Annotated in this window: 21 protein-coding genes and 1 tRNA gene; 11 read left to right on the top strand and 11 right to left on the bottom strand. The window is 30.7% G+C overall.

The features are described from left to right. Positions 1-7: 7 nt before the first annotated feature. The 3 genes from JM82_RS03245 to JM82_RS03235 all read right to left on the bottom strand — a co-directional run bounded on the left by JM82_RS03245 (position 8) and on the right by JM82_RS03235 (position 3455). Complete coding sequence (locus tag JM82_RS03245) at positions 8-2242, bottom strand: TonB-dependent receptor (RefSeq protein ID WP_145001185.1); 2235 nt, start codon at positions 2240-2242, stop codon at positions 8-10. A gap of 2 nt (positions 2243-2244) precedes the next feature. After that, a complete protein-coding gene (locus JM82_RS03240) occupies positions 2245-2976 on the bottom strand; it encodes a heavy-metal-associated domain-containing protein (protein ID WP_145001183.1) in 732 nt (243 codons plus the stop codon). 68 nt (positions 2977-3044) lie between these two features. After that, positions 3045-3455 carry an HYC_CC_PP family protein gene (locus JM82_RS03235; protein WP_261375282.1) on the bottom strand — a complete coding sequence of 137 codons (411 nt, stop codon included), beginning with the start codon at positions 3453-3455 and terminating at the stop codon, positions 3045-3047. Positions 3456-3586: 131 nt separating this feature from the next. Between JM82_RS03235 and JM82_RS03230 the strand changes: the two genes are divergently transcribed. The 3 genes from JM82_RS03230 (at position 3587) to JM82_RS03220 (ending at position 6629) form a co-directional block, all read left to right on the top strand. Next, positions 3587-4378 (top strand): DUF3108 domain-containing protein, encoded by a 792-nt coding sequence (locus tag JM82_RS03230; RefSeq protein WP_145001181.1) that lies wholly within the window; start codon positions 3587-3589, stop codon positions 4376-4378. A gap of 4 nt (positions 4379-4382) precedes the next feature. Continuing rightward, complete coding sequence (locus JM82_RS03225) at positions 4383-4712, top strand: FUSC family protein (protein ID WP_099569002.1); 330 nt, start codon at positions 4383-4385, stop codon at positions 4710-4712. 357 nt (positions 4713-5069) lie between these two features. After that, positions 5070-6629, top strand: a complete 1560-nt coding sequence (locus JM82_RS03220; RefSeq protein ID WP_145001179.1) for a M28 family peptidase — start codon at positions 5070-5072, stop codon at positions 6627-6629. Between the two features lie 152 nt (positions 6630-6781). Here JM82_RS03220 and JM82_RS03215 read toward each other — a convergent pair. The 4 genes from JM82_RS03215 to JM82_RS03200 form a co-directional block, all read right to left on the bottom strand. Next, positions 6782-6857, bottom strand: a tRNA-His gene (locus tag JM82_RS03215). A gap of 76 nt (positions 6858-6933) precedes the next feature. Continuing rightward, entirely contained in the window at positions 6934-7650 is a 717-nt protein-coding gene (gene bshB1, locus JM82_RS03210) for a bacillithiol biosynthesis deacetylase BshB1 (protein ID WP_145001177.1), read from the bottom strand. A 6-nt stretch (positions 7651-7656) separates the two neighbouring features. Then, positions 7657-8550, bottom strand: a complete 894-nt coding sequence (gene rlmF, locus JM82_RS03205; RefSeq protein ID WP_145001175.1) for a 23S rRNA (adenine(1618)-N(6))-methyltransferase RlmF — start codon at positions 8548-8550, stop codon at positions 7657-7659. Positions 8551-8580: 30 nt separating this feature from the next. Then, on the bottom strand, positions 8581-9735 hold the full coding sequence (locus JM82_RS03200; RefSeq protein ID WP_145001173.1) for a trans-sulfuration enzyme family protein: 1155 nt from the start codon (positions 9733-9735) through the stop codon (positions 8581-8583). A 140-nt stretch (positions 9736-9875) separates the two neighbouring features. On the opposite strand from JM82_RS03200, the gene JM82_RS03195 reads away from it, so the two are divergent. Further along, positions 9876-10247, top strand: a complete 372-nt coding sequence (locus JM82_RS03195) for a hypothetical protein (protein WP_145001170.1) — start codon at positions 9876-9878, stop codon at positions 10245-10247. Positions 10248-10277: 30 nt separating this feature from the next. Here the strand turns inward: JM82_RS03195 and JM82_RS16285 are convergent, their stop codons facing one another. Continuing rightward, positions 10278-10427 (bottom strand): hypothetical protein, encoded by a 150-nt coding sequence (locus tag JM82_RS16285; protein WP_186439172.1) that lies wholly within the window; start codon positions 10425-10427, stop codon positions 10278-10280. Between the two features lie 3 nt (positions 10428-10430). Continuing rightward, complete coding sequence (gene mscL / locus JM82_RS03190) at positions 10431-10877, bottom strand: large conductance mechanosensitive channel protein MscL (RefSeq protein WP_145001168.1); 447 nt, start codon at positions 10875-10877, stop codon at positions 10431-10433. A 537-nt stretch (positions 10878-11414) separates the two neighbouring features. Between mscL and JM82_RS03180 the strand changes: the two genes are divergently transcribed. Beyond that, positions 11415-12257: a hypothetical protein gene (locus JM82_RS03180; protein ID WP_145001164.1), complete on the top strand. Its 843-nt coding sequence runs from the start codon at positions 11415-11417 to the stop codon at positions 12255-12257. A gap of 80 nt (positions 12258-12337) precedes the next feature. Here JM82_RS03180 and ccsA read toward each other — a convergent pair whose 3' ends face one another. Both ccsA and JM82_RS03170 read right to left on the bottom strand, forming a co-directional pair. Further along, positions 12338-15559 carry a cytochrome c biogenesis protein CcsA gene (ccsA, locus tag JM82_RS03175; protein WP_145001162.1) on the bottom strand — a complete coding sequence of 1074 codons (3222 nt, stop codon included), beginning with the start codon at positions 15557-15559 and terminating at the stop codon, positions 12338-12340. A gap of 85 nt (positions 15560-15644) precedes the next feature. Then, a complete protein-coding gene (locus JM82_RS03170) occupies positions 15645-16055 on the bottom strand; it encodes a group III truncated hemoglobin (protein ID WP_145001160.1) in 411 nt (136 codons plus the stop codon). 59 nt (positions 16056-16114) lie between these two features. On the opposite strand from JM82_RS03170, the gene JM82_RS03165 reads away from it, so the two are divergent. From JM82_RS03165 to JM82_RS03140, 6 genes are all read left to right on the top strand, one after another. Continuing rightward, positions 16115-16873 carry a Rossmann-like and DUF2520 domain-containing protein gene (locus JM82_RS03165; protein ID WP_145001158.1) on the top strand — a complete coding sequence of 253 codons (759 nt, stop codon included), beginning with the start codon at positions 16115-16117 and terminating at the stop codon, positions 16871-16873. Next, entirely contained in the window at positions 16863-17393 is a 531-nt protein-coding gene (locus tag JM82_RS03160) for a KdsC family phosphatase (RefSeq protein WP_028282940.1), read from the top strand. The genes JM82_RS03165 and JM82_RS03160 overlap by 11 nt, the downstream gene beginning before the upstream one ends. Positions 17394-17730: 337 nt before the next feature. After that, entirely contained in the window at positions 17731-18642 is a 912-nt protein-coding gene (locus JM82_RS03155; RefSeq protein WP_145001156.1) for a geranylgeranylglycerol-phosphate geranylgeranyltransferase, read from the top strand. 3 nt (positions 18643-18645) lie between these two features. Further along, the gene (locus tag JM82_RS03150) at positions 18646-19239 is read left to right on the top strand and encodes a Maf family protein (protein WP_145001154.1); all 594 of its coding nucleotides are present in this window, start codon (positions 18646-18648) and stop codon (positions 19237-19239) included. Positions 19240-19269: 30 nt separating this feature from the next. Further along, a complete protein-coding gene (locus JM82_RS03145; RefSeq protein WP_145001152.1) occupies positions 19270-20178 on the top strand; it encodes a septum formation inhibitor Maf in 909 nt (302 codons plus the stop codon). A gap of 32 nt (positions 20179-20210) precedes the next feature. Further along, entirely contained in the window at positions 20211-20741 is a 531-nt protein-coding gene (locus JM82_RS03140; RefSeq protein WP_145001150.1) for a mechanosensitive ion channel domain-containing protein, read from the top strand. Positions 20742-20748 lie beyond the last annotated feature (7 nt).

The following is a 20748-nucleotide window of genomic DNA, read 5'->3' as shown; positions in this document are numbered from 1 at the left end:
ATTGGTTTTATTTTAATTTATATCTTAATCCTGCATAATACATGCTACCAAATATTGGTCCATATACAAAGTTGGTATCAAATCTTGTTCCAAATGGATTGTCTGCACTAATTATAGGATTATCCTGTCTTAAATTTGTAATGTTTTCTCCTCCTAAATATACTTCGAATTTTGGAGAAAACACTCTAGTTATTTGTGCGTTTAAAGTTCCGATTGACTTAGAATAATCCTCTATTTTATATTGAATAGGATTATTTAATGTTGAAGGAAACCTTTGCTCGCTTAACCAGTTATAGGTTAAATCAAACTTCCAGTTACTATTATTTTTAATAATGGTTTCATACGAAGCGTTAGCAAACAACCTATGTTTAGGTGTAAGTGGCTTAATTAACTTTCCTGATTTATACTGTGTTTTTACATCGTAATATTTATAAGCAGTCCTTAAATTAAAATGCTCAAATACGTTGTAGTTAAATTCGGCCTGAAAACTATTAGCATAGCTATCTCCTTCTAAATTATAAAAATTTACTTCTTGACTATTCTCTAAATCAACAACAACTTGATTTTGAAAATCTGTACGGTAAAAATCTAAAGTCACATCGGCTTGTCTTCCAAAAAGGTTAAACCCTTGTAAATAAGATACACCATAGTTCCATGCTATTTCTGGATCTAAACCATAAATGGTTCCGTTGGTATTTAAAATTGAAAATTCACGCGAAGAGGCAAATAAATTTTGATTTTCAGTAAATATATTAGCACTACGCTTACCTCTACCTACAGAGGCTCTGATTGCAGACTTACTCCAAGGTGAATATCGCATATGTAGTCTTGGTGTAATAAACTCGCCTAACAAATTATGAGTATCCACACGCAGACCTGCAGTCATGGTAAAGTATTCTAAATCGTCAAACGAATATTCAAAAAACCCACCAAAAGAACGTTCAGTTCTTTCAAAATCTTGTTGAATAGCATACTCATTGTAATCATCATAAGTGTAATTTATACCAGTTTTAATCTTGTGCCTAGAGTCGTCTATAATTGAGTTATAAATAATGTTAGAATATATACTGGTATGTTCAATATTATATTCATTTAAACCAAAATAAGATTCTTGTTTATGATTACTAAAAGCAAATTGTACACCTAAACTTTGCCAAGGTATTTCTGGATTTACATACCCTAACTTAGTAGAAATCTCATAGCGTTTTGTATCTATCTCGCTTCCCCAAGCATTAGTGGTTAGTTTATCTGTATCAGGATTAAAGTTAAGTTGACCTGACTGTTTACTATCATCCAAATACCTTAAATTAACAAATGTTACTAACCCTTTTTCTGGATTAGTATATTGCCAACGATTCATAACATTTACCTGATTATATAAAGGCATGTCTAAAAATCCGTCGTTGTTTACATCATGTTTTTCTTGATGTGTATTACCATGCAAATACAAACCAGTACTAACTTTATCACTAATTTTAGTATTAAAATGCGTATTTAATTCTAATCGTGTACTACTTGCACCATATAAATTAACAAAAAATTTATTGTCTGTTGAAGGCTTAACTAACTCTGCATTAATCTGACCAGCTATACTTTCAAATCCATTAACCACACTTCCTGCGCCTTTAGTAATTTGAATACTTTCTACCCAAGTACCCGGAATAAAACTAAGACCAAAAGCTTGAGAAGCACCTCTAATTGCAGGAATATTTTCTGTAGCAATTAATATATAAGGACTAGAAAGACCTAGCATTTTTATTTGTTTGGTACCTGTAACAGCATCACTAAAATTGACATCAATGGATGGGTTAGTTTCAAAGCTTTCCGACAGATTACAACAAGCAGCTTTTAAAAGCTCGTCACTACTTACCAATAGTGTGTTTTGAGCTTTTAAATAAGATCTTGAAGTCGCTACCTTTCTGGATTGCACAAAAACTTCATCAAGGTTGTTGGTAGGCTCTAAAACATGTTTAATTGGATTTGAAGACGTTATAGTTATTGTGTCAGATTTAAACCCAACATAACTTATTATCAAATCATTAGTACTCTCTACAAATGGCAAACTAAAATTACCATCAATATCTGTAGCTGTACCTACACTAGTGCCAGACCAAATTAGATTAGCACCAAATAAAGGTTGTTTTGCATCACCTTGACTAGCGTCATAAATGGTACCTGTTAAGTTTTCTTGTGCGATTAGAAGTATTGGAAAAAAGCTAAATAGTATCAATAATTTTTTCATAACTAATTATAGATTTTAATTAACATCCAAACCGCCATAAGTATCATAATGGTGTTTTCTATAAAGGTCGCTTTAGTCATTGGTAGTTTAAGCGTTGTCCCTAAGCAAGCACATTGAATAGTTTTTTTATCTAGCAAAGTTTTAATTACACCAAACGTTGTGATACCTAAAACAACTATTGTGATAATTAAGGCTAACGGAATCTGAATTCTAGCAATAAATAACAAACCTAAAATCAGCTCGATAAATGGATAAACTAAACCATACTTAGGAATAGCCTTAGCTAATGGGTCGTACATTTTAAAACTTTCAGGAAACCCTTTTAAGTCTAAGAATTTAAAAAAACTAAATACTAAATAAAATAAGCCCATAAAATCTAACATAAAGTTAGACAACTCCCAAGCTTTAAGATTTAGTAAAATAGCAACAGTTGTTATATAACCGAAGATTAAAAACAACGGAAACAGTTGTCTTAGTTGACTTTTATCATGTTGATCACTAGCAACAGAATCAAATAGGTTTTTAGAAGTATTTACTTCGCTTATTTGAAACTTATCTGATAATACGTCTTGTAATTGTTTAATTGAAATATGTTCAGTCATGTCTATTTCAGCCTCAGATTGCTCTAAATTAACTGAAACATCTACAACTGCTTTTAAAGATTGTAAAGACTTCTCTACCGAAGCTTTACAGCCATTACAGGTCATACCTGTAACTTTATAAATATGTGTCATTATAAATATGATTTAATAAAATTAACTTTAAATAATTTCCGCTTAAGCGAAATAATTAAAGCCTTTTATCAAATAACAAATACGTCGTGAAGTACCTGGTAATCTATAACCAAGTTGGGAGGAGAATAATTTTTATGTGGAATGATTTGTTTTGGAAGACTTTCAAACAAATGAAAATAAGTAAAAACAAAAGAGGTTATCAAAAATTGATTAGCAACATCTAAATCGTTAAAACTATTTAACTTTAGTTGGTCTTGACCTTTAATAATTTTAACAACATCCTTACAACATGATTTTTTTAAAACCACGTTTTTATCAGTATCCACAGGAGTACCGCATTTTTTTGCTTTGGTAAAAACAGCAACATCTACTAAATGATCTCCGCAATAATGGCTTTCAACAGTAAAAGACAGTGTTGACAACAACACCACTAATGCCATTAATGCAGATCCTATTTTATGTAACGCTTTTTTAATCACGTCACAAAAGTACAAAATAGACTAATACAGTAGCATGGTTTTCAAAAGGTTTAACAACTATATTAAATTAGGACAATAATTTCGGCACAATTAATGTTAAGTTATATCTTTGACAAATAAATAACCTTTTTATGAAATTTAAATTAACATTATTACTAGCATTTGTAACCTTCAGTTTTTTGCAAGCTCAAGATAATAAAGCTTTTAAAGCTGGAGAAAAGTTAACTTTTGCTGCCTCTTACAATATGTCTGGAATATTAACAGATATAGCAGAAGTTAAGATGGAAACTAGCGAAATGAAGACTAGTAGCGCAACTTTATTACATTTAAAATGTACTGCCACTACCTATAGTGATTTTGATAGTTATTTTAAAATTAGAGATCTATATGAAAGCTATGTAAACCCTAGAACTGTCACTCCGTATTTATATAACAGAGAGATTAATGAAGGTGGTTATTACAAATTTGTAAAATATAAGTACAACCATAAAGCTAATCTTGTAGAAAGCTTAATTAGAAAAAAGACTAAAAAAACTAAAACAGGTTTTTGGGATCAAAATAATAATGTAAAAATAAATGGAAATACTAGAGATATTGTCTCTACGATTTATAAAATTAGAACCTTAGATATCAATAAAGCTCCAATAGGTGCTTCAGACTCTTTTACAGTCTTATTTGATAATAAAATGACCAAACTTAGCTTTACTTTACTTGCTAAAGAAACTATTAATACTGCTATTGGTAAAAAAGAATGTTATAAACTAGCCATTAGCGTTGCAGGTAACAACTTTTTAAAAGGAAACAATGCCAATTTACTTTGGTTAACTGCTGACGACAACAAAATACCTGTGTATGCTAAATTTAAAATAGCTGTTGGAAGTGGTGAGTTAAAAATAAAATCTGCGACTGGATTAAAAAACTAACATCATGAGAAAAATAAGTATAATATTAGGATTAATTTTTGCTGTATTAGCTGTAATTCTTTCAGTCTTACCACTATATAAATTATCGTTTATTCCAGCTATCCTTGCACTTGCTTTTGGACTATTAGCATTTTTTAAATCCAAGAAAAATCAAGAACCAACACATGTCATACAAGTTGTTTTTTTAATAACTATAATAGCTCTAGCACTTGCAACCTATAAATCTATTTTTAGTGTTAAAGAAGTCGGAGATACAAAAGAGTTGAAAGAACTTGAACAACAAAGACAAGAAGAAGCTAAAGAAGAATTAGAAGATTTAATCATTATTGATTAAGTAAAAATATTAGATTAATTCCATTTGATTTAAAATGTTAAATGGATATAAATCTAGCTTATAAAAACACTAATAATAAGTATTATCCACTTACATATTAGTGTTTATTCAATTAAGTGTAAAAAATATATTTTTTACACTTAATTTATTCTGCAAAATATACAGCTAGGCTGTAATCATAAATGTTTATTCCATTAATTTTTAGAAAAACTGACATTTGCAAAATTAGCAAGTCAACTTTGTAAAACGTGACGATTTATAGTTTCCTAATTATATCTTAAAATCAAGGTAAACTTAATATTAAGTTAATTTTTCTTGTATTTTTGAAGGTATAACTACTTAAATCATTTACCATTAATGAAATCAACATTCTCAATCGCCACATTAAGTTTATTATTTGTGGCCTGTGGAAGCTCTCAGAAAGGCAGCGAAACAAGCACTAAAGTTGTAGATCCTGTTGTCTACGGACAAACAATCACACAAGAAGACCTAAAAACATCATTGTACACTTTTGCATCTGATGAATTTGAAGGTAGAGAAACTGGTGCTGAAGGACAGAAAAAAGCAATCAACTTTTTAAAAGAACATTACATTAAATATGGTGTTCCAGCTGCAAAAAGCGATGGAAACTATTTTCAAGATGTACCATTAAAGGTGCAATCTAAGCCAGATGTTGCATTAACTATTAATGAAAAGTCATTAAAAAATTTAGAGGATTTTGTTTCTATCAACCCAATGGAAACAAGCAAATTAAAAGCTACTGAAATTGTAAATTTAGGTTACGGTATTGAAGATGATAAATTTTCTAACTACGACAACATAGACATAAAAGGTAAAGTTGTCTTTTTTGTAAGCGGAGAACCTAAAAATAGTGATGGTACATATGTAATATCAGGAACTAAAGAGTCTTCAAATTGGTCTAATTTTAGACAAGAATTTGCATTAAAACGCGATTTAGCTAAAAAAAAAGGAGCAAAAGCTGTTTTATATTATAACCCAGAAGTCTTTGCTATGGCTGCACTACGTTTTGGAGCTTCTAGTGGTAGAATGACTTTAGCTGGCAATGATAAAGACATGTTTTACTTTTTAGTCAATACTGAAACGACTAAAGCTATTTTTAATGAAGATGTAAGAACTTTTGATGCTTCATTTAAAAATAAGATAGTTAAAGCTAACTTAGATTTAGACTTTACTAATAACTCTAAAGATTTATCTTCTGAGAATGTTGCTGCTATAATTAGAGGTACGGAAAAACCAGATGAGTATATTGTGGTATCTGCTCACTTAGACCACGAAGGTGTAAAAGATGGAGAAGTTTATAATGGCGCAGATGATGATGGTTCTGGTACTGTAGCTGTCTTAGAAATTGCAGAAGCTTTTGCTAAAGCTAAAAAAGATGGACATGGTCCAAAACGATCTATAGTATTTTTAAATGTAACTGGTGAAGAAAAAGGCTTATTAGGAAGTCAGCATTATACAGATAACGATCCTATTTTTCCATTAGCTAACACTGTTGCTAATTTAAATATAGATATGATAGGTCGTGTTGACCCTAAACGTAAAACAGGAGACCGTAATTACATCTACTTAATTGGTAGTGATAAATTAAGCACAGAGCTTCATGAGATCTCTGAAGAGATGAATACAAAGTATGCTAAGGTAGAATTAGATTATACTTATAATGATGATAATGATCCTAACAGATTTTACTACAGATCTGATCATTATAATTTTGCTAAAAATAATATTCCAGTTATATTTTACTTTAACGGAACGCACGATGATTACCATAGACCAAGTGATACACCAGATAAGATAGAATACGATTTATTAGAAAACAGAACTCGATTAGTATTTTATACTGCTTGGGAACTAGCCAATAGATCATCAAGAATTATAGTTGATAAAGCTGAATAACAACATAAAAAAAGTCCTGTAATTTTACAGGACTTTTTTTTATGTATTATCTTTTGAAGTTATTAATTATAAAAGTCTAAACACATTCACTTATACTTAAAATAAAAAGCACAAAAAAAGCTTCTCTAAATTTAGAGAAGCTTTTTGCTTTTGGGTGGAAGACCGGGTTCGAACCGGCGACTTTCGGTACCACAAACCGACGCTCTAACCAGCTGAGCTACAACCACCATTTGTGCACATTTAATAATGCGTGTGCAAAGGTAATTTATTTAGTAGTTATTCCAAACCTTTTTTTTAAAATTTTTTACTTTAAATCAAATAAACTTTCCACAGCGACGTAACGCTCTACATTATAGCCTTCTGCGTAATCAACATTTATTAGTCTTCCTAAATCATTTGCTCTATATTTTACGCTATCTGTAAAGTTTTTGCTAGAAATAGGTGTTTCTGGTTCTTTACTATTAGGATCAAAAAACTGAGTTTTATAGGCTAATACACTTTTCATCTTAACATCCATGTAATCTGAGACGTCTACAACAAAATCTGGTTCTATATTTTTCCATTGTATGTAATGGTAAACTTGCTTTGGTCTCCATTGTTTTTGAGGCATACCATTAACTATAGTTTCAATTTTAATTAAACCACTTAAAAAACAAGCGTCACTAACTAACTTACTCCCTTTTCCATGATCAATGTGTCTATCATCAATTGCATTGCATAATATAATCTCTGGTTGATACTTTCGTATCATTTTTATAATTTCTAGTTGGTGCTGTTTGTCGTTAACAAAAAAACCATCTGCAAAACCTAGATTTTCTCGATAAGCTACTCCTAATATATTTTTAGCTTCTTCTGCTTCTGCCTTTCTGGTCAACTCTGTACCACGTGTTCCTAACTCTCCTTTAGTTAGGTCAACGATAGCTACAGTTTTACCGTTAGCGACCTCTTTTGCTATTGTCGCTCCTGCGCCTAACTCTACATCATCTGGATGTGCACCAAATGCTAGTATATCTACTTTCATTATAACTTAATTTTTATTCCAATCTTCTTTTTGTTGTTCATCTAAAAATGTCCAAGCAACAATTCTACTTTTTTTGTTTCCAATATTCATTCCTATTGTTAAAACAGCTGTAGCACCTAGCTTTTTAAGTGATTGGTTTATTGTTTTTACATTATCCTTGTTAGACACTAAACTTGTGTACCAAAAACTTGCAGTTTTTAATAAAGAGCTTTCGTATAAATAATTATGCAAAAAAGCTTTTTCTCCACCTTTGTACCATAATTCATGTGCTTGTCCAGCAAAGTTTCTGACCATTTGGTCTGTGGGCTTTCCAAGTCCTTTTAGTTTACTTGTTGTAGCCTTTAATGCATCAGCTTCATTTTTAAAAAATGGAGGATTACACATGGTTACTGTTACCATATCTGTTTCACTTAAAACACCTGACAACACATGTGCATCGTCATTTTGTTTTTTAAGTTTAATTTGGTCTTGTAAGTTATTTTTGTCAATGATATTTTGAGCAGCTTTTAAGGCGTCATCATTACTATCCACACCTATATAACTCCAATCATACGCTGCATTACCTAATAAAGGATAAATACAATTTGCACCTGTACCAATGTCCATAACAGTTATATTTTCTGTTAATTTAGAACGCTCTAATAAATCTGAAATGTGGTGTATGTAATCTACACGTCCAGGAATTGGAGGACACAAAAAGTGATCAGGAAAATCCCAAAACGCTACATCATAATGAGATTTTAATAATGCTGCATTTAAAGCCTTTACTGCTTTAGGGTTAGCAAAATCAATAGTTTTTTTGTTATTGGCATTTGTAAAAATGAAGGGCTCTAAGTCTGTGTAAACCAGTGATAGCTGATCAAAATCGTAATCGTCGGTATGTTTGTTTTTTTTATGCAAAATATATTTATTGAAAATATTATGAGTTGATTATTTTATGGTTGCTTCCACTGCTTGTTTTATATCTGCTTTTAAATCTTTAGCCTCTTCTATTCCTAAAGAAAAACGAATAAGTCCGTCTGATATACCAATTTCTAAACGTTGTTCTGGTGTTAATAACGAGTGTGATGTTTGTGTTGGAGATAACATTGTGCTTTCTATACCTGCTAAACTCATAGAAGCTTTAATTAACTGTAATTGCTTCATGAATTGATCAGAATTTATATTATCTATAAGTTCAAAAGATAACATAGCTCCAAAGCCCTTCATTTGAGATTTTGCTAACTTATGTTCTGGGTGACTTTTTAAGCCTGGATAATACACTTGTTTAACAAATGTTTGTTTATCTAACCATTTTGCTAATTTGTTAGCATTTTTAGTTTGTGCTTTTACACGTAAACCCATAGTTTTCATGCTACGCTCCAACATCCAAACCGTAAAATCGCTTAAACTACCTCCATAATTTTTAGATACATTCCATATTTTATCTAAATGATCTTTACTTCCTGCTACTGCTCCTGCACAAATATCACTATGACCTCCAAAATATTTAGTTGCCGAGTGCATTACTAAATCAATACCAAAATCTATTGGGTTTTGATTTACTGGACTTGCAAACGTATTATCTATACTTGTTACAATGTTTTTTTGTTTACCTAAATTGGCAATTGCTTTAATATCTGTAATGGTAAGCAAGGGATTTGAAGGTGTTTCGATATGAATCAACTTAGTATTTGGTTGTATTGCTGCTTCAAAGTCTTCAACTTTATAACCATTTGTAAAAGTGAACTCTATATTTAATTTAGGAAATTCTTCTCTAATAAAATTAGATGTTCCACCATATAAGGTATTTTGAACCACAATATGATCTCCTGATTTTAAAAACGCTAAAAACATGTGGCTAATAGCTGCCATACCAGAGCCAAATATCATAGCTGTTTCTGTATGTTCTAAAGCTGCTATTTTTTTTGCCAAATATTCTTGATTGGGTGTATTAAAATACCTTGGGTAACGTTTAACATCTACATCCATAAATTGATAAGAAGATGATAAATAAATTGGAGATATTGCGCCTTTAAATTGCTCATCTGGCACTTCACCAACATGCGTACAAATGGTATTTAAACCTTGATTTTCTAATTTCATTTTGTTAACACTTTAAGACTACTAAATTACTGATTTTAAAATTGACTATATAATACTAGGCTTACTAATATTAAAACTTAATAAGTAGCTTTAACTAGTCCTTAACTAAAATCTATCCTTTTTTTTGTATCTTATTGATTATGATAGCACAAGATAAAGAAGCACACGAAGACATTTTAAAACAATCTATTAAACATTTAAAGTTTTTAGGGTATGAAAATATTAAAGCGGATTTAGATGGATATGAATCGCCTAAATCTTTTATTAAAAAGAAAAACAGCTTAGTTATCACACCTGACATTACAGCTTATAAGCGTACCAAAAAATATTTTTTTGAATTAGGCTTAAAAAGCGAAAAACCTAAACTATTAAAAACAAAATGGCGACTATTAGACGTAGTTACCAGAATGAAAGACTATCGTTTTAAAATTATTACAACTAAAGGACATTATAGTTTTACGAATAAAATATTAAGTGATTTAAATATTGAAAAATCTTTAATCAAATTATAAAAAAAAGAGCCAATATTAATTGGCTCTTTTTTATTTATTATTTATTTGACTATTTACAATAGCTTTAAGTTTTTCTTTTCTTGTGGCTTCTTCCTTTTTCTTTTTATTAATCTTTTTAGCCATTAACTTAGAATGTTTGGCTTTGTTTTTTGTGTTTTTTTGACCTTTAGGCTTAGGCATATCTTATTTTTTTGAAGCTTTTAAAAGTGCATTTTGCTCTTCCATTAAATCGGATAATCTTGATAACAACTCGATATCCTTAGGTGTTTTAACTGTTTTATTTTTGGTGTCGTGTGATTTATCCTTTAACCTATTCATAGCTTTAACAACTATAAATACCGTTAAACCAACAATTAAAAAGTCTAATACAACCTCAAACAATTCGCCATAATATACAGCTACTTCTTGACTAGTAACCACACCATCATTGCTTACAATCTCATTTCTTAAAATATAGCGCTTATTCTGAAAATTTAAACCATCAGTTAATAATGATAATGGTGGTAAAAAAACTTTTTTGACTAAAACATCAATTACTTTATTGAAAGATGCACCTATAATTATACCTATAGCCATATCCATCATGTTGCCTTTTACAGCAAATTCTTTAAACTCTCTTAAAAATTTCATTTGTAAACTTTATTTAATCCTTAGTTGTTTTATTGTAAGCTCTAATCATAACTAAAGCCCATGCAAAGACACAAAAAAATACGATAATAGAAAACCAAAATACAATACTATTTCCTTCCATTGTTTACAAGTTTTACATATATCATTACACCTAAAAGAGTTGGTGCCCATAAACAAATAAAAATACCATGTAGTTGCTCTCCTTTTAAAAATAAATACTCGGCAATCAATATAATTGCTAGACACAAAATAAGTAGTAAAATGTTACTTAAGCCAAAGTTTTTAATATAGTTCATTAATGTGATTTATAATTTTTAACAAGTTAATAAAATATTAAAGTGAAAACAAAAAGAATAACTCACAACTAAAAATTAAACACTTTAAACGGTTTAAAAGTGTATTTTGTCGATAAAAAAACCAAATTAACAGTTTTAAAATGCATTTAAACGAATAAATACGCATTTAATAGTTGTTTTTTAACAGTATAACTATATTGGTCTAAGAATTTAACCTATTAACTGATTAATATCCCTTATTATGAAAAAAATCGCCCTACTAACCCTACTTTTAATCACAAGTTACACTTTTGCTAACAATAGCAATACAACGACAAACGCAAACTCAATACAAATCATTAGATTAGACTACAATGCGCCAAATGGAGCCTCAAGAGAACTTGTATTAGCCTTTACGTCAGACAATGCTGCTACGGATGGTGTTGATTATGGTTACGATGCTGCTGTATATTCTCCTTTTACTAATGATTTAAATTGGTTAATAGACTCCAATAGATATGTAATCCAAGGTGTAGGGCAATTTCAAAATACTAGTCAATATCTTTTTGGATTATACAATGAAGTATCTGGAGAAGCAAGTATTACCTTATCTAGCTTAGAAAACTTTAATACAGATATTAATGTATACATATATGACGCTTTGCTTAATACTTATACTAATATTAACGACACGCCTTTTACTGGTATTATTGACGCTGGAGATTACACAGACCGTTTTTACATTGCATTTGAAGAACCTGAAATATTAGATATAGACACCAATAATGAAGATATTATCATTGATAGTTTTAATGCTTTAGGAAGTAATGAAAATCCTCCAAAACTTGACAACAACGCAACTACAAAAAGCATAAATCTTAGCTACGATGCAAATACTAACCAATTAAATTTGAAATTTGAAAATAACGCGAAAGTCAAAAATATTACTGTTTATAATTATAAGGGAATAGCTTTAAAAACCATAGAAAAGGCAAACAACAACAAAATAAATATTCCGCTTAACACAAATGACAAAAACTTAATACTACACATTACAACAGATACTGAAGTTATAGTTAAGCAAATAGCACTAAATTCTAATTAAGGATAATGCTTAATTTAATATACAAAAAAAAAGACTCACTATAATTAGTGAGTCTTTTTTTATGTAATAATATATACTGTTTATTTTTTATAATACTTAGCATACTTCCTGTATGAAAACACTCCTAAAATAGCGACACCTACAAGCGCTATTCCAATAAATTTGAAGCTTACTATTTGATCTCCACTTGCATAACTATGTAAGCCTGACAAGTAAAAATTAACTCCAAAATAGGTCATTAAAATGCTTCCAAAAGTTATAATGGACATTAAGTTGAAAAACCATCTACCACGTAATCCTGGCACTAAACGCATATGGATTACAAATGCATAAAGCATAATACTAATAAGTGCCCAAGTTTCTTTAGGGTCCCAACCCCAATATCTTCCCCAACTTTCATTAGCCCATTGTCCACCAAGAAAATTACCTATAGTTAGCATGACCAAACCAACGGTTAAAGCCATTTCATTAATAATAGTTAGTTCTTTTATATTTAAATCCATCTTAGATTTATTGTCCTTATTGGTCAACAACATTAAAACTAATGACACAATACCTAAAATCATACCTAATGTAAATGGACCATAACTAGCAACAATAACAGCTACGTGTATCATTAACCAATAACTATTTAATACAGGCTGAAGGTTAGCAATTGCTGGATCCATCCAATTCCAGTGTGCAATCATTAAAATCATTGCTGTTACAAATGCTGTAGATGCCAAGGTTAAATCACTTTTTCTTCCAAAAGCCAGTCCAAAAAACATAGTTGCCCAAGCAACATATATCATAGACTCATAAGCATCACTCCAAGGTGCATGACCAGAGATGTACCATCTAGCAATTAAGCCTAAAGTATGGATAACAAATAGTCCTAATATGATAAATTTAAATATGGTAACACTTTTAGCTAACCACTTATTGCTACTTTTAAAGATTTGCCAAATAAGTAAGATAAATAGCAATGTTCCTGCATACATATACCAACTAAATAGTTTTTTAAACACATCGTATTGGTTATATAAAATTTCTGCATTTATCTTATCCTCACTTAACATTACGCTTGTTCCAACTTTTCGTTGAGAGGTTTTAAATGCTTCTAATAATTTTTCAGATTTAGTAAAGTCTCCTGTTTTTTTAGCTTCATTTAAAGTATATAAATACCAATCAAAACCAGAACCTATAAAACTACCATAGGTACTATCTTTAATTTTTTGATTGTAGCCATCATTTTTATATTCAAAAGGAGAAATCCATGTATTGTTTTCATCGTCTGGTACTGGAAAGATCTTAAGAGAACGTCCTTCAATAGCATTACTTAATAAATTAATACGCTGATTGGTTTCAATAAACTCTTTTTGTACTCCTGTTTGAGATTTTACTGCAGATGCTTCTTCTAAATACGAATCTAATTTATACTGAAAATTATCGTCAAAAAAGTCTAATAATGCAGCATATTTTTGGTCTTTATCTAATCCAATAATTCCTCTAATAGAATCCGCTTTTTTAGGTGCTAAGTATATAATTGGGACATTATACCATAGCATTGGACTTTCTAGGATGCTTAAAAAGACTTGATCTGATGATAAACCCTCATAACCTTCATGCTTAGTTAATTTTCTAACTAACTCTGACGCATACGTATCAATAGGCATCATACGACCATCAAGATCCTGAATAACTAATCTTCCAAATTTTTTAGCATGTGCTTCTGGAGCTACATTTACTTTTAAAATAGAATCTATTTGAGCTTTACTAGGTCTTTGCTTCTCTGTAACTGTATTGGATTGGTGACCATGTCCATCGTTTTCAGTATGCTCTTGATCTTGTGCAAATCCAAATACGCTTAAACTTAAAAATGCAATGGTTAGCATTTTAGTTTTTTTCTTCTTAATTTTTTCTAAGCCATTTTGCAAATCTCTAAATCTAGTGTGATTAGCAAACAAGATAGCCATCATACCAAAGTATAGTAAAAAGTATCCTGCATAAGTAACCCAAGTACCCCAAAAATCATGATTTACAGATAGTATTGTTCCTTTTAAATCTTTATCAAAATCGGCTTGAAAAAAACGATATCCTCTGTGGTCTAAAATATTATTCATGTAAATATGAAAATCAAAATCACCTTGCTCCTTGTCTATTACAGTCACTTTACTTTCGTAAGAAGAATAATTATTTTCTGTACCAGGATATTTTTCTGCAATAAAATCATTTAGTTTAACTTCAAAAGGTAATTCTAAAACTTTAGAACCATATTTTAAAGCAATATCCAAACCTCCTACTTTTACTTGTTTAAAACGGTTGTTAGACCATTGACTACCTAGCAACTTAACCTCTTTAGTTTCTCCGTTAGCAGACACATTCAATACTACTGCATTTTCATCTTGCTTTAAAAAACTAGCTTTTTTTACAATATCAAAAGTTCCTTTTACAACTGGTTTAGGAAACACTAATTGCATATCTCCAATAACATATCTAGAACGTAAAACTAAGGGTTGTATACTGTCCTTAACTAATTGACCCTGTTGCATGGTTGCCATAGTTAAATATTCTCCTTCAAATGGAGATTGTATCATTAAACCATTTTCTGTAGTGGTAATATTAACTGCTCCATCTGTAGGTTTGTCTAAAGCGACTAATAAATTATGGATATTTTCTACCGTTCCTTGTTTTAAAAAATGATTATGTGGTCCACTACCTCTAGCTTCTACTATTTTTAGATAACTTTCACCAGCGTCATCAGGTACCACATCTTCTTCAGCACCCAAAAAATATTCAGTTAATTCAAATTCAACAGGTGTATTATTATATTGTGCAGTATAATTAAAGCTATTTTCCATTCTTCCAGAAAAATCTACCTCAGCTTCAACGGGTAAACGCTGTGGCACGCCATCAATCATATAATCACCATCAATGTATGCTGTAATGTATGTTTTTTGAGATAAAAAACCACTTTCGGTCTCTCCTTCTCTAATAGCAATCATACCTTCAAATCCAAAATATCTTGTAATACCTGCACCTAGTATAATTAAGATAAAAGCTAAGTGTAATATTAAGGTTGCCCATTTTTCTTTACGTAACAATCTAAATCTAAAAATATTACCAACAAAATTGATAATAAAAAACACCATAATAGCTTCAAACCACCAAGCGTTATAGATTAAATTTCGTGTATAAGGAGTTGGAGAAGTGTCCATGTTTCTGTCTAAAATTGTACCAACTGCCATAGCGACAGCAAATACAATAAATAATACAGAAGTTAATCGTGTTGAAAACAAGATTTTGGCGATTCTATTTTGCATAATAATAGGCCTTTTTTAGCTCGTGCAAAGATAATCGTTTTTGTTGGTTTTAAATCCTCAAAAAAATCTAAATCTTGTGTTAAAATTACTGTTTTAGGTTTTGTCTTGCCTCAAAAATTTTTAAATACATAAATGTACCCATCTTTCTAGCGCGACGTTTTGCATTATCCGCAATTTCACCTTCAAAAAATTGATCAATCGTCGCGTACCATAAATTTAACCACAATCCAAAATGTAGTTCGGTAATAGTATGGTTTACTGCCTTATCTACTTTTTCATGAGCTTCTAATGGGTTGCCTACATATTTATGCTCTAATTTTTTACCTATAAATAAACTAGTCTCCCAAAAGGTAGTCAAGTGGTCTAAATGGGAGTCCCAATCCGTAATAAGCGCATTAAAAATAGGACCTAAAGTAGTATCTGCTCTAACTTTTATATAAAATTGATCTACTAAAAGTTTAACATCGTCTCTGTTAGTAATTTCTTTTTGTTTCATGATAAACAAAGATACCTTTTTGTCCTTTCAAATCTTTATTTTCTTAGTATTTTAGCACCATGATTAAAATAGTTTTGCTTGGCGCAGGAAATGTAGCCACACACCTATATAAAGGGTTTAAAAACGCTTCAAATATTGAGGTTGTACAATGGTACAATAGAAGTAAAAAAGCTATTGACGCTTATAAAAACGAAGTAAATATTACAGATAACATCGCAAATTTAGTAGATGCAGACGTCTATTTAATTGCTGTTAGCGATGATGCTATTGAAGCCTTAAGTACATCCTTACCTTTTGATAAAAGATTAGTGGTACATACTTCTGGAAGCGCTAGCTTGTATGATATTGACATGAAACATTACAGAGGTGTTTTTTATCCTTTACAAACATTTAGCAAAGGTGTTGATTTGGATTTTGCTACAGTACCAATCTGCATTGAAACACTTCGAAAAAAAGATTTTAAAATATTAGAAACCTTAGGTCAAAGCTTAGGTTGTATAACCTACAAAGTTAACCCTAAACAAAGACCTGCTTTACATTTGGCTGCTGTATTTGTTAATAATTTTACTAATCAAATTTACAGAATTGCACATGAAATTACCGAAAAACATGGTGCCGAATTTGACATTTTAAAACCATTAATTACAGAGACTGCCAGAAAAGTACAAGAAGTGTCACCTTACATGGCACAAACAGGACCTGCAAAACGTAATGATAAAAAAACAATAAAAAGACATTTAAAATTATTAGATAATCCACATCAAGAGGACATCTATAAATTAATGACAGAATCGATAAAAAAAACCCATGGACGATAAAAGTTACAAAGAATACCTACACCAAATCACTACCTTTATTTTTGACGTAGATGGTGTTTTAACTAACGGAATGATTACTATCACGACATCAGGCGAAATGATTAGACATATGAATGTTAAGGATGGTTATGCCATGAAGCAGGCGTTAAACCATGGCTATAATGTCTGTATTATTTCTGGTGGTACTAACGAAGGTGTACGTACTCGATTAAATCATTTAGGTATAAAAGATGTCTATTTAGGTGCACATCAAAAAATAGTGCAATTTGAAGCCTATTTAAACGACAACCAAATAAAAGCAGAAAACGTGCTATATATGGGAGATGACATTCCGGATGTACCTGTTTTAAAATTAGTAGGTATGCCTAGTTGTCCACAAGATGCTGTCCCAGAAGTTAAACGCGTATCAAAATATATCTCTCATAAATTAGGAGGTGAAGGTTGTGTACGTGACGTGATTGAGCAAGTTATGAAAGTACAAAACAAATGGGATAGTGATTTTGACGCACAAACCTTTTAACACCTATTGAAACATAATAAAAGGAGACATAATATAGGTTTTGGATAATTGGTTCAGGTAACCAAGCATCCGTATTTAATCAACATCCAAAAGCTTTGTTTTCCAACATAAAAAAACAATTAAACACAGCAAGTCATAAACAATTTAAAACGGACTTTACTGCAACATTACTTTCTGAAGCAGAGAAACAACAGATTAAAAATAAAATTAGAAAACAGGCCAAACAAAAAAATATAATTGTTGTTTTTTTGACCACTTTCTTCTTAATTTTGATTGTTGTTTTAGCAATTGCAATGCTAAAAAGACTATTATCTTAAACAACCTGAAAATTAACACATTGAAACTACTTCAACTTATTCGATTTAAAAATTTACTACTAATTGCTTTAGTACAAATATTAATTAAATACGCTATGTTTCCGGCTTTTGGCGTCAATACCACTTTAACTGCTTTTGAGTTTGCTTTATTAGTAATATCTACATTAACTATAGCTGCTGGTGGCTACATTATAAATGATATTTATGATGTCGAAGCAGACAGTATTAACAAACCAAACAAATTAATTATTGGCAAGCACATACCAGAAGACAAAGCCTACATGTATTATATGGGCTTTACCGTTATTGGCGTTATTTTAGGCTTTTACCTATCTAATGTTATTAACCATAGTACGTTTTTTGCAATTTTTGTCATCATTGCAGCACTACTTTACATCTACGCTACTTTTTTACAACAAATTGTATTAGTAGGTAACATTATTATTAGCGTATTGGTAGGATTAAGCTTGGTCATAGTTGGTATATTCGAGTTACTTCCGGCCATAAACACTCAAAATCAATTTATACAATCCTCAATGTTTGAGGTGTTATTTGATTATGCAGTTTTTGCTTTTATAATCTCGTTAGCCAGAGAGATAGTTAAAGATATTCAAGATGTAGATGGTGATTATAAAATGCAATTTAAAACCCTACCTATTGTATTAGGCAAAAATCGTGCACGTTACATAGCATTTGGATTAACTGTATTTTTAATCTTATTACTTATTTACTATTTAGCTAATTACCTTTACATGAGGCAAGTTGCGGTTGCCTATTTTATTATTGCTGTAATTGGTCCCTTGGTCTATATAAGTATCAAGTTATTTTCGGCAGAAACTAAAGCACAATTCAAAACAATAAGCAATCTACTTAAATTAGTTATGCTTAGCGGAATGCTATCCATGATTGTTTACTTATTTATATTAAAATAAATTATGCTAAAGGAAAAACTTAAAGACAGACACATCATACTAGCTTCAGGATCTCCAAGAAGACAACAGTTTTTTAGAGATTTAGGTTTAGACTTTGAAGTCCGTTTAAAAAAAACTAAAGAAGTCTATCCGCATCATTTATTGCATTATCAAATAAGCGATTATCTAGCCGAATTAAAATCGCTTCCTTTTATGGAAGAACTTAAAAATCATGAAATACTAGTAACCAGTGACACTATTGTTTGGCACAAAAGTAAAGCGTTAGGCAAACCAAAATCTAGCGACGAAGCTTTTGAAATGCTTAGCTCACTAAGTGATGAGACGCATGAGGTTATTACTTCGGTTTGTATACGCACAAAAAAATTCCAAAAAACAGTCAATGCTACAACTAAAGTTACTTTTAAAGCCTTTACAGAAGAAGAGCTTTGGCATTACATTAAAACCTATGCACCATTAGACAAAGCTGGTGCCTATGGTATCCAAGAATGGATTGGACAAATAGGTGTAACAAGCATTCAAGGCTCGTTTTTTAATGTGGTTGGTATGCCAACACATCTTGTTTACGAAACGTTAAATACTATTGCAGAGGAGTTTTAGAGTTGTATTTTTATGGCTAAATAATTAGCTATGCAATTTTTAAAATCGTCCTTATTAATATTTAGTGTTTTCTTAATTTCAGGTTGTAAAGAGCAACCTAAAACAGATACAAAAACAACTTATAATCAAGTTGAAACCGTTACAGAAAAAGCAAAATTACCAGCCTTTAAAACTAACAAACAGTTTAATGACTATTGGTATTCTGGACAAGCCGAAATTACATCTTACCAACTAGAGCAATCTAGATATGGCGAAATTAGAAAAGGAACTGCTGTTCTTGTTTTTGTAACCGAACCTTTTTTAAAAAACGACCAAGTAAAAGCAGACCAAAGCAATCCATCAAACATAAATGTGCTAAAGCTAAATGCTACTAAAAAATTTAATACAGGGATTTATCCATACAGCATTATGCAAAGCACGTTTTACCCTGTTTCAAATAACCAACACGCTTTAAAAGTTAGTGCTTCTGTACAAGAATGGTGTGGACACGTCTACACACAACTTAACAATCGCGAGCAATTTCAAGTAACCTCTCACTCCTATTTTCAGGGAGAAGCAGATCAAAACTTCAACTTAGAAAAAAACAGTTTAGAAAACCAACTTTGGACACAACTACGCATTGACCCAACTAGTTTACCTACCGGAAACATCAATATTATACCAAGTTTGGAATATACAAGACTTAATCACACACCTTTAAAAGCCTATAACGCTTTCGCGGAAAACAAGCCAGGACAATACACGCTTACCATTAAAGATTTAGACCGTAAGCTAACAATAAATTACAATCCAAATTTTCCATTCGATATACAAAGTTGGGAAGAAGTGCAAAATGGAAATCTAACTAAAGCAACTAAAATAAAAACACTACAATCGGACTATTGGAACAAAAAAAGTAACACCGATTTAGAGTTAAGAAAAACACTAGGGTTAGAATAAAACCTATCTTTACCAATTAATAAAATTCACATATGTTTTTAGACAATATTCTATCCGAGTTAATTACCTCGTCCGTAGTATTAGTCATCTTTCTTATTATCAGATATGTCCTTAAAATTTTTATAAAAAAAATAGGTCAACAAAGTGGTATTAATGATGCTAGAATCGGACTAATTTCTCGATATACAACAGTCACTCTATTTTTAATATTCATCTTATTTATAGCTTATATTTTTGGAGCAGAATTTAAAGACCTTGCTGTTATTTTTTCATCTGTATTTGCAGTTATAGGTATTGCACTATTTGCTATTTGGTCTATTTTAAGTAATATAACTTCAGGAATAATCATGTTTTTTTCATTTCCATATAAAGTTGGAGACAAAATTAAAATACATGATAAAGACGCTCCTATTGAAGCTATTATAGAAGATATTAGAGCATTTCAGTTACATTTAAGACAGGACAATGGAGATTTAGTTACCTATCCAAACAACTTAATTCTACAAAAAGCAGTAACTTTAGTACAAAAGGATGCAATCGAGGATTTTGGAGATATGCATTAATTGTAAC

Origin of the sequence: Olleya sp. Hel_I_94 (genome assembly GCF_007827365.1) — a bacterium.
In the GTDB taxonomy this organism is placed as follows: Bacteria; Bacteroidota; Bacteroidia; order Flavobacteriales; family Flavobacteriaceae; genus Olleya.
Note: the sequence above shows the minus strand (reverse complement) of the source record. Positions and strands in the feature narration are given on the sequence as shown.

What these genes read in the sequence shown, in the direction of transcription:
- JM82_RS03220 (WP_145001179.1), top strand. Translation starts at nt 5,070, where the DNA reads ATGAAATCAACATTCTCAATCGCCACATTAAGTTTATTATTTGTGGCC.
- JM82_RS03160 (WP_028282940.1), top strand. Translation starts at nt 16,863, where the DNA reads ATGGACGATAAAAGTTACAAAGAATACCTACACCAAATCACTACCTTT.
- JM82_RS03225 (WP_099569002.1), top strand. Translation starts at nt 4,383, where the DNA reads ATGAGAAAAATAAGTATAATATTAGGATTAATTTTTGCTGTATTAGCT.
- JM82_RS03240 (WP_145001183.1), bottom strand. Translation starts at nt 2,976, where the DNA reads ATGACACATATTTATAAAGTTACAGGTATGACCTGTAATGGCTGTAAA.
- JM82_RS03200 (WP_145001173.1), bottom strand. Translation starts at nt 9,735, where the DNA reads ATGAAATTAGAAAATCAAGGTTTAAATACCATTTGTACGCATGTTGGT.
- JM82_RS03170 (WP_145001160.1), bottom strand. Translation starts at nt 16,055, where the DNA reads ATGAAACAAAAAGAAATTACTAACAGAGACGATGTTAAACTTTTAGTA.
- JM82_RS03180 (WP_145001164.1), top strand. Translation starts at nt 11,415, where the DNA reads ATGAAAAAAATCGCCCTACTAACCCTACTTTTAATCACAAGTTACACT.
- ccsA (WP_145001162.1), bottom strand. Translation starts at nt 15,559, where the DNA reads ATGCAAAATAGAATCGCCAAAATCTTGTTTTCAACACGATTAACTTCT.
- JM82_RS03145 (WP_145001152.1), top strand. Translation starts at nt 19,270, where the DNA reads ATGCAATTTTTAAAATCGTCCTTATTAATATTTAGTGTTTTCTTAATT.
- JM82_RS03140 (WP_145001150.1), top strand. Translation starts at nt 20,211, where the DNA reads ATGTTTTTAGACAATATTCTATCCGAGTTAATTACCTCGTCCGTAGTA.
- JM82_RS03195 (WP_145001170.1), top strand. Translation starts at nt 9,876, where the DNA reads ATGATAGCACAAGATAAAGAAGCACACGAAGACATTTTAAAACAATCT.
- JM82_RS03230 (WP_145001181.1), top strand. Translation starts at nt 3,587, where the DNA reads ATGAAATTTAAATTAACATTATTACTAGCATTTGTAACCTTCAGTTTT.
- mscL (WP_145001168.1), bottom strand. Translation starts at nt 10,877, where the DNA reads ATGAAATTTTTAAGAGAGTTTAAAGAATTTGCTGTAAAAGGCAACATG.
- JM82_RS16285 (WP_186439172.1), bottom strand. Translation starts at nt 10,427, where the DNA reads ATGCCTAAGCCTAAAGGTCAAAAAAACACAAAAAACAAAGCCAAACAT.
- JM82_RS03165 (WP_145001158.1), top strand. Translation starts at nt 16,115, where the DNA reads ATGATTAAAATAGTTTTGCTTGGCGCAGGAAATGTAGCCACACACCTA.
- JM82_RS03245 (WP_145001185.1), bottom strand. Translation starts at nt 2,242, where the DNA reads ATGAAAAAATTATTGATACTATTTAGCTTTTTTCCAATACTTCTAATC.
- JM82_RS03150 (WP_145001154.1), top strand. Translation starts at nt 18,646, where the DNA reads ATGCTAAAGGAAAAACTTAAAGACAGACACATCATACTAGCTTCAGGA.
- bshB1 (WP_145001177.1), bottom strand. Translation starts at nt 7,650, where the DNA reads ATGAAAGTAGATATACTAGCATTTGGTGCACATCCAGATGATGTAGAG.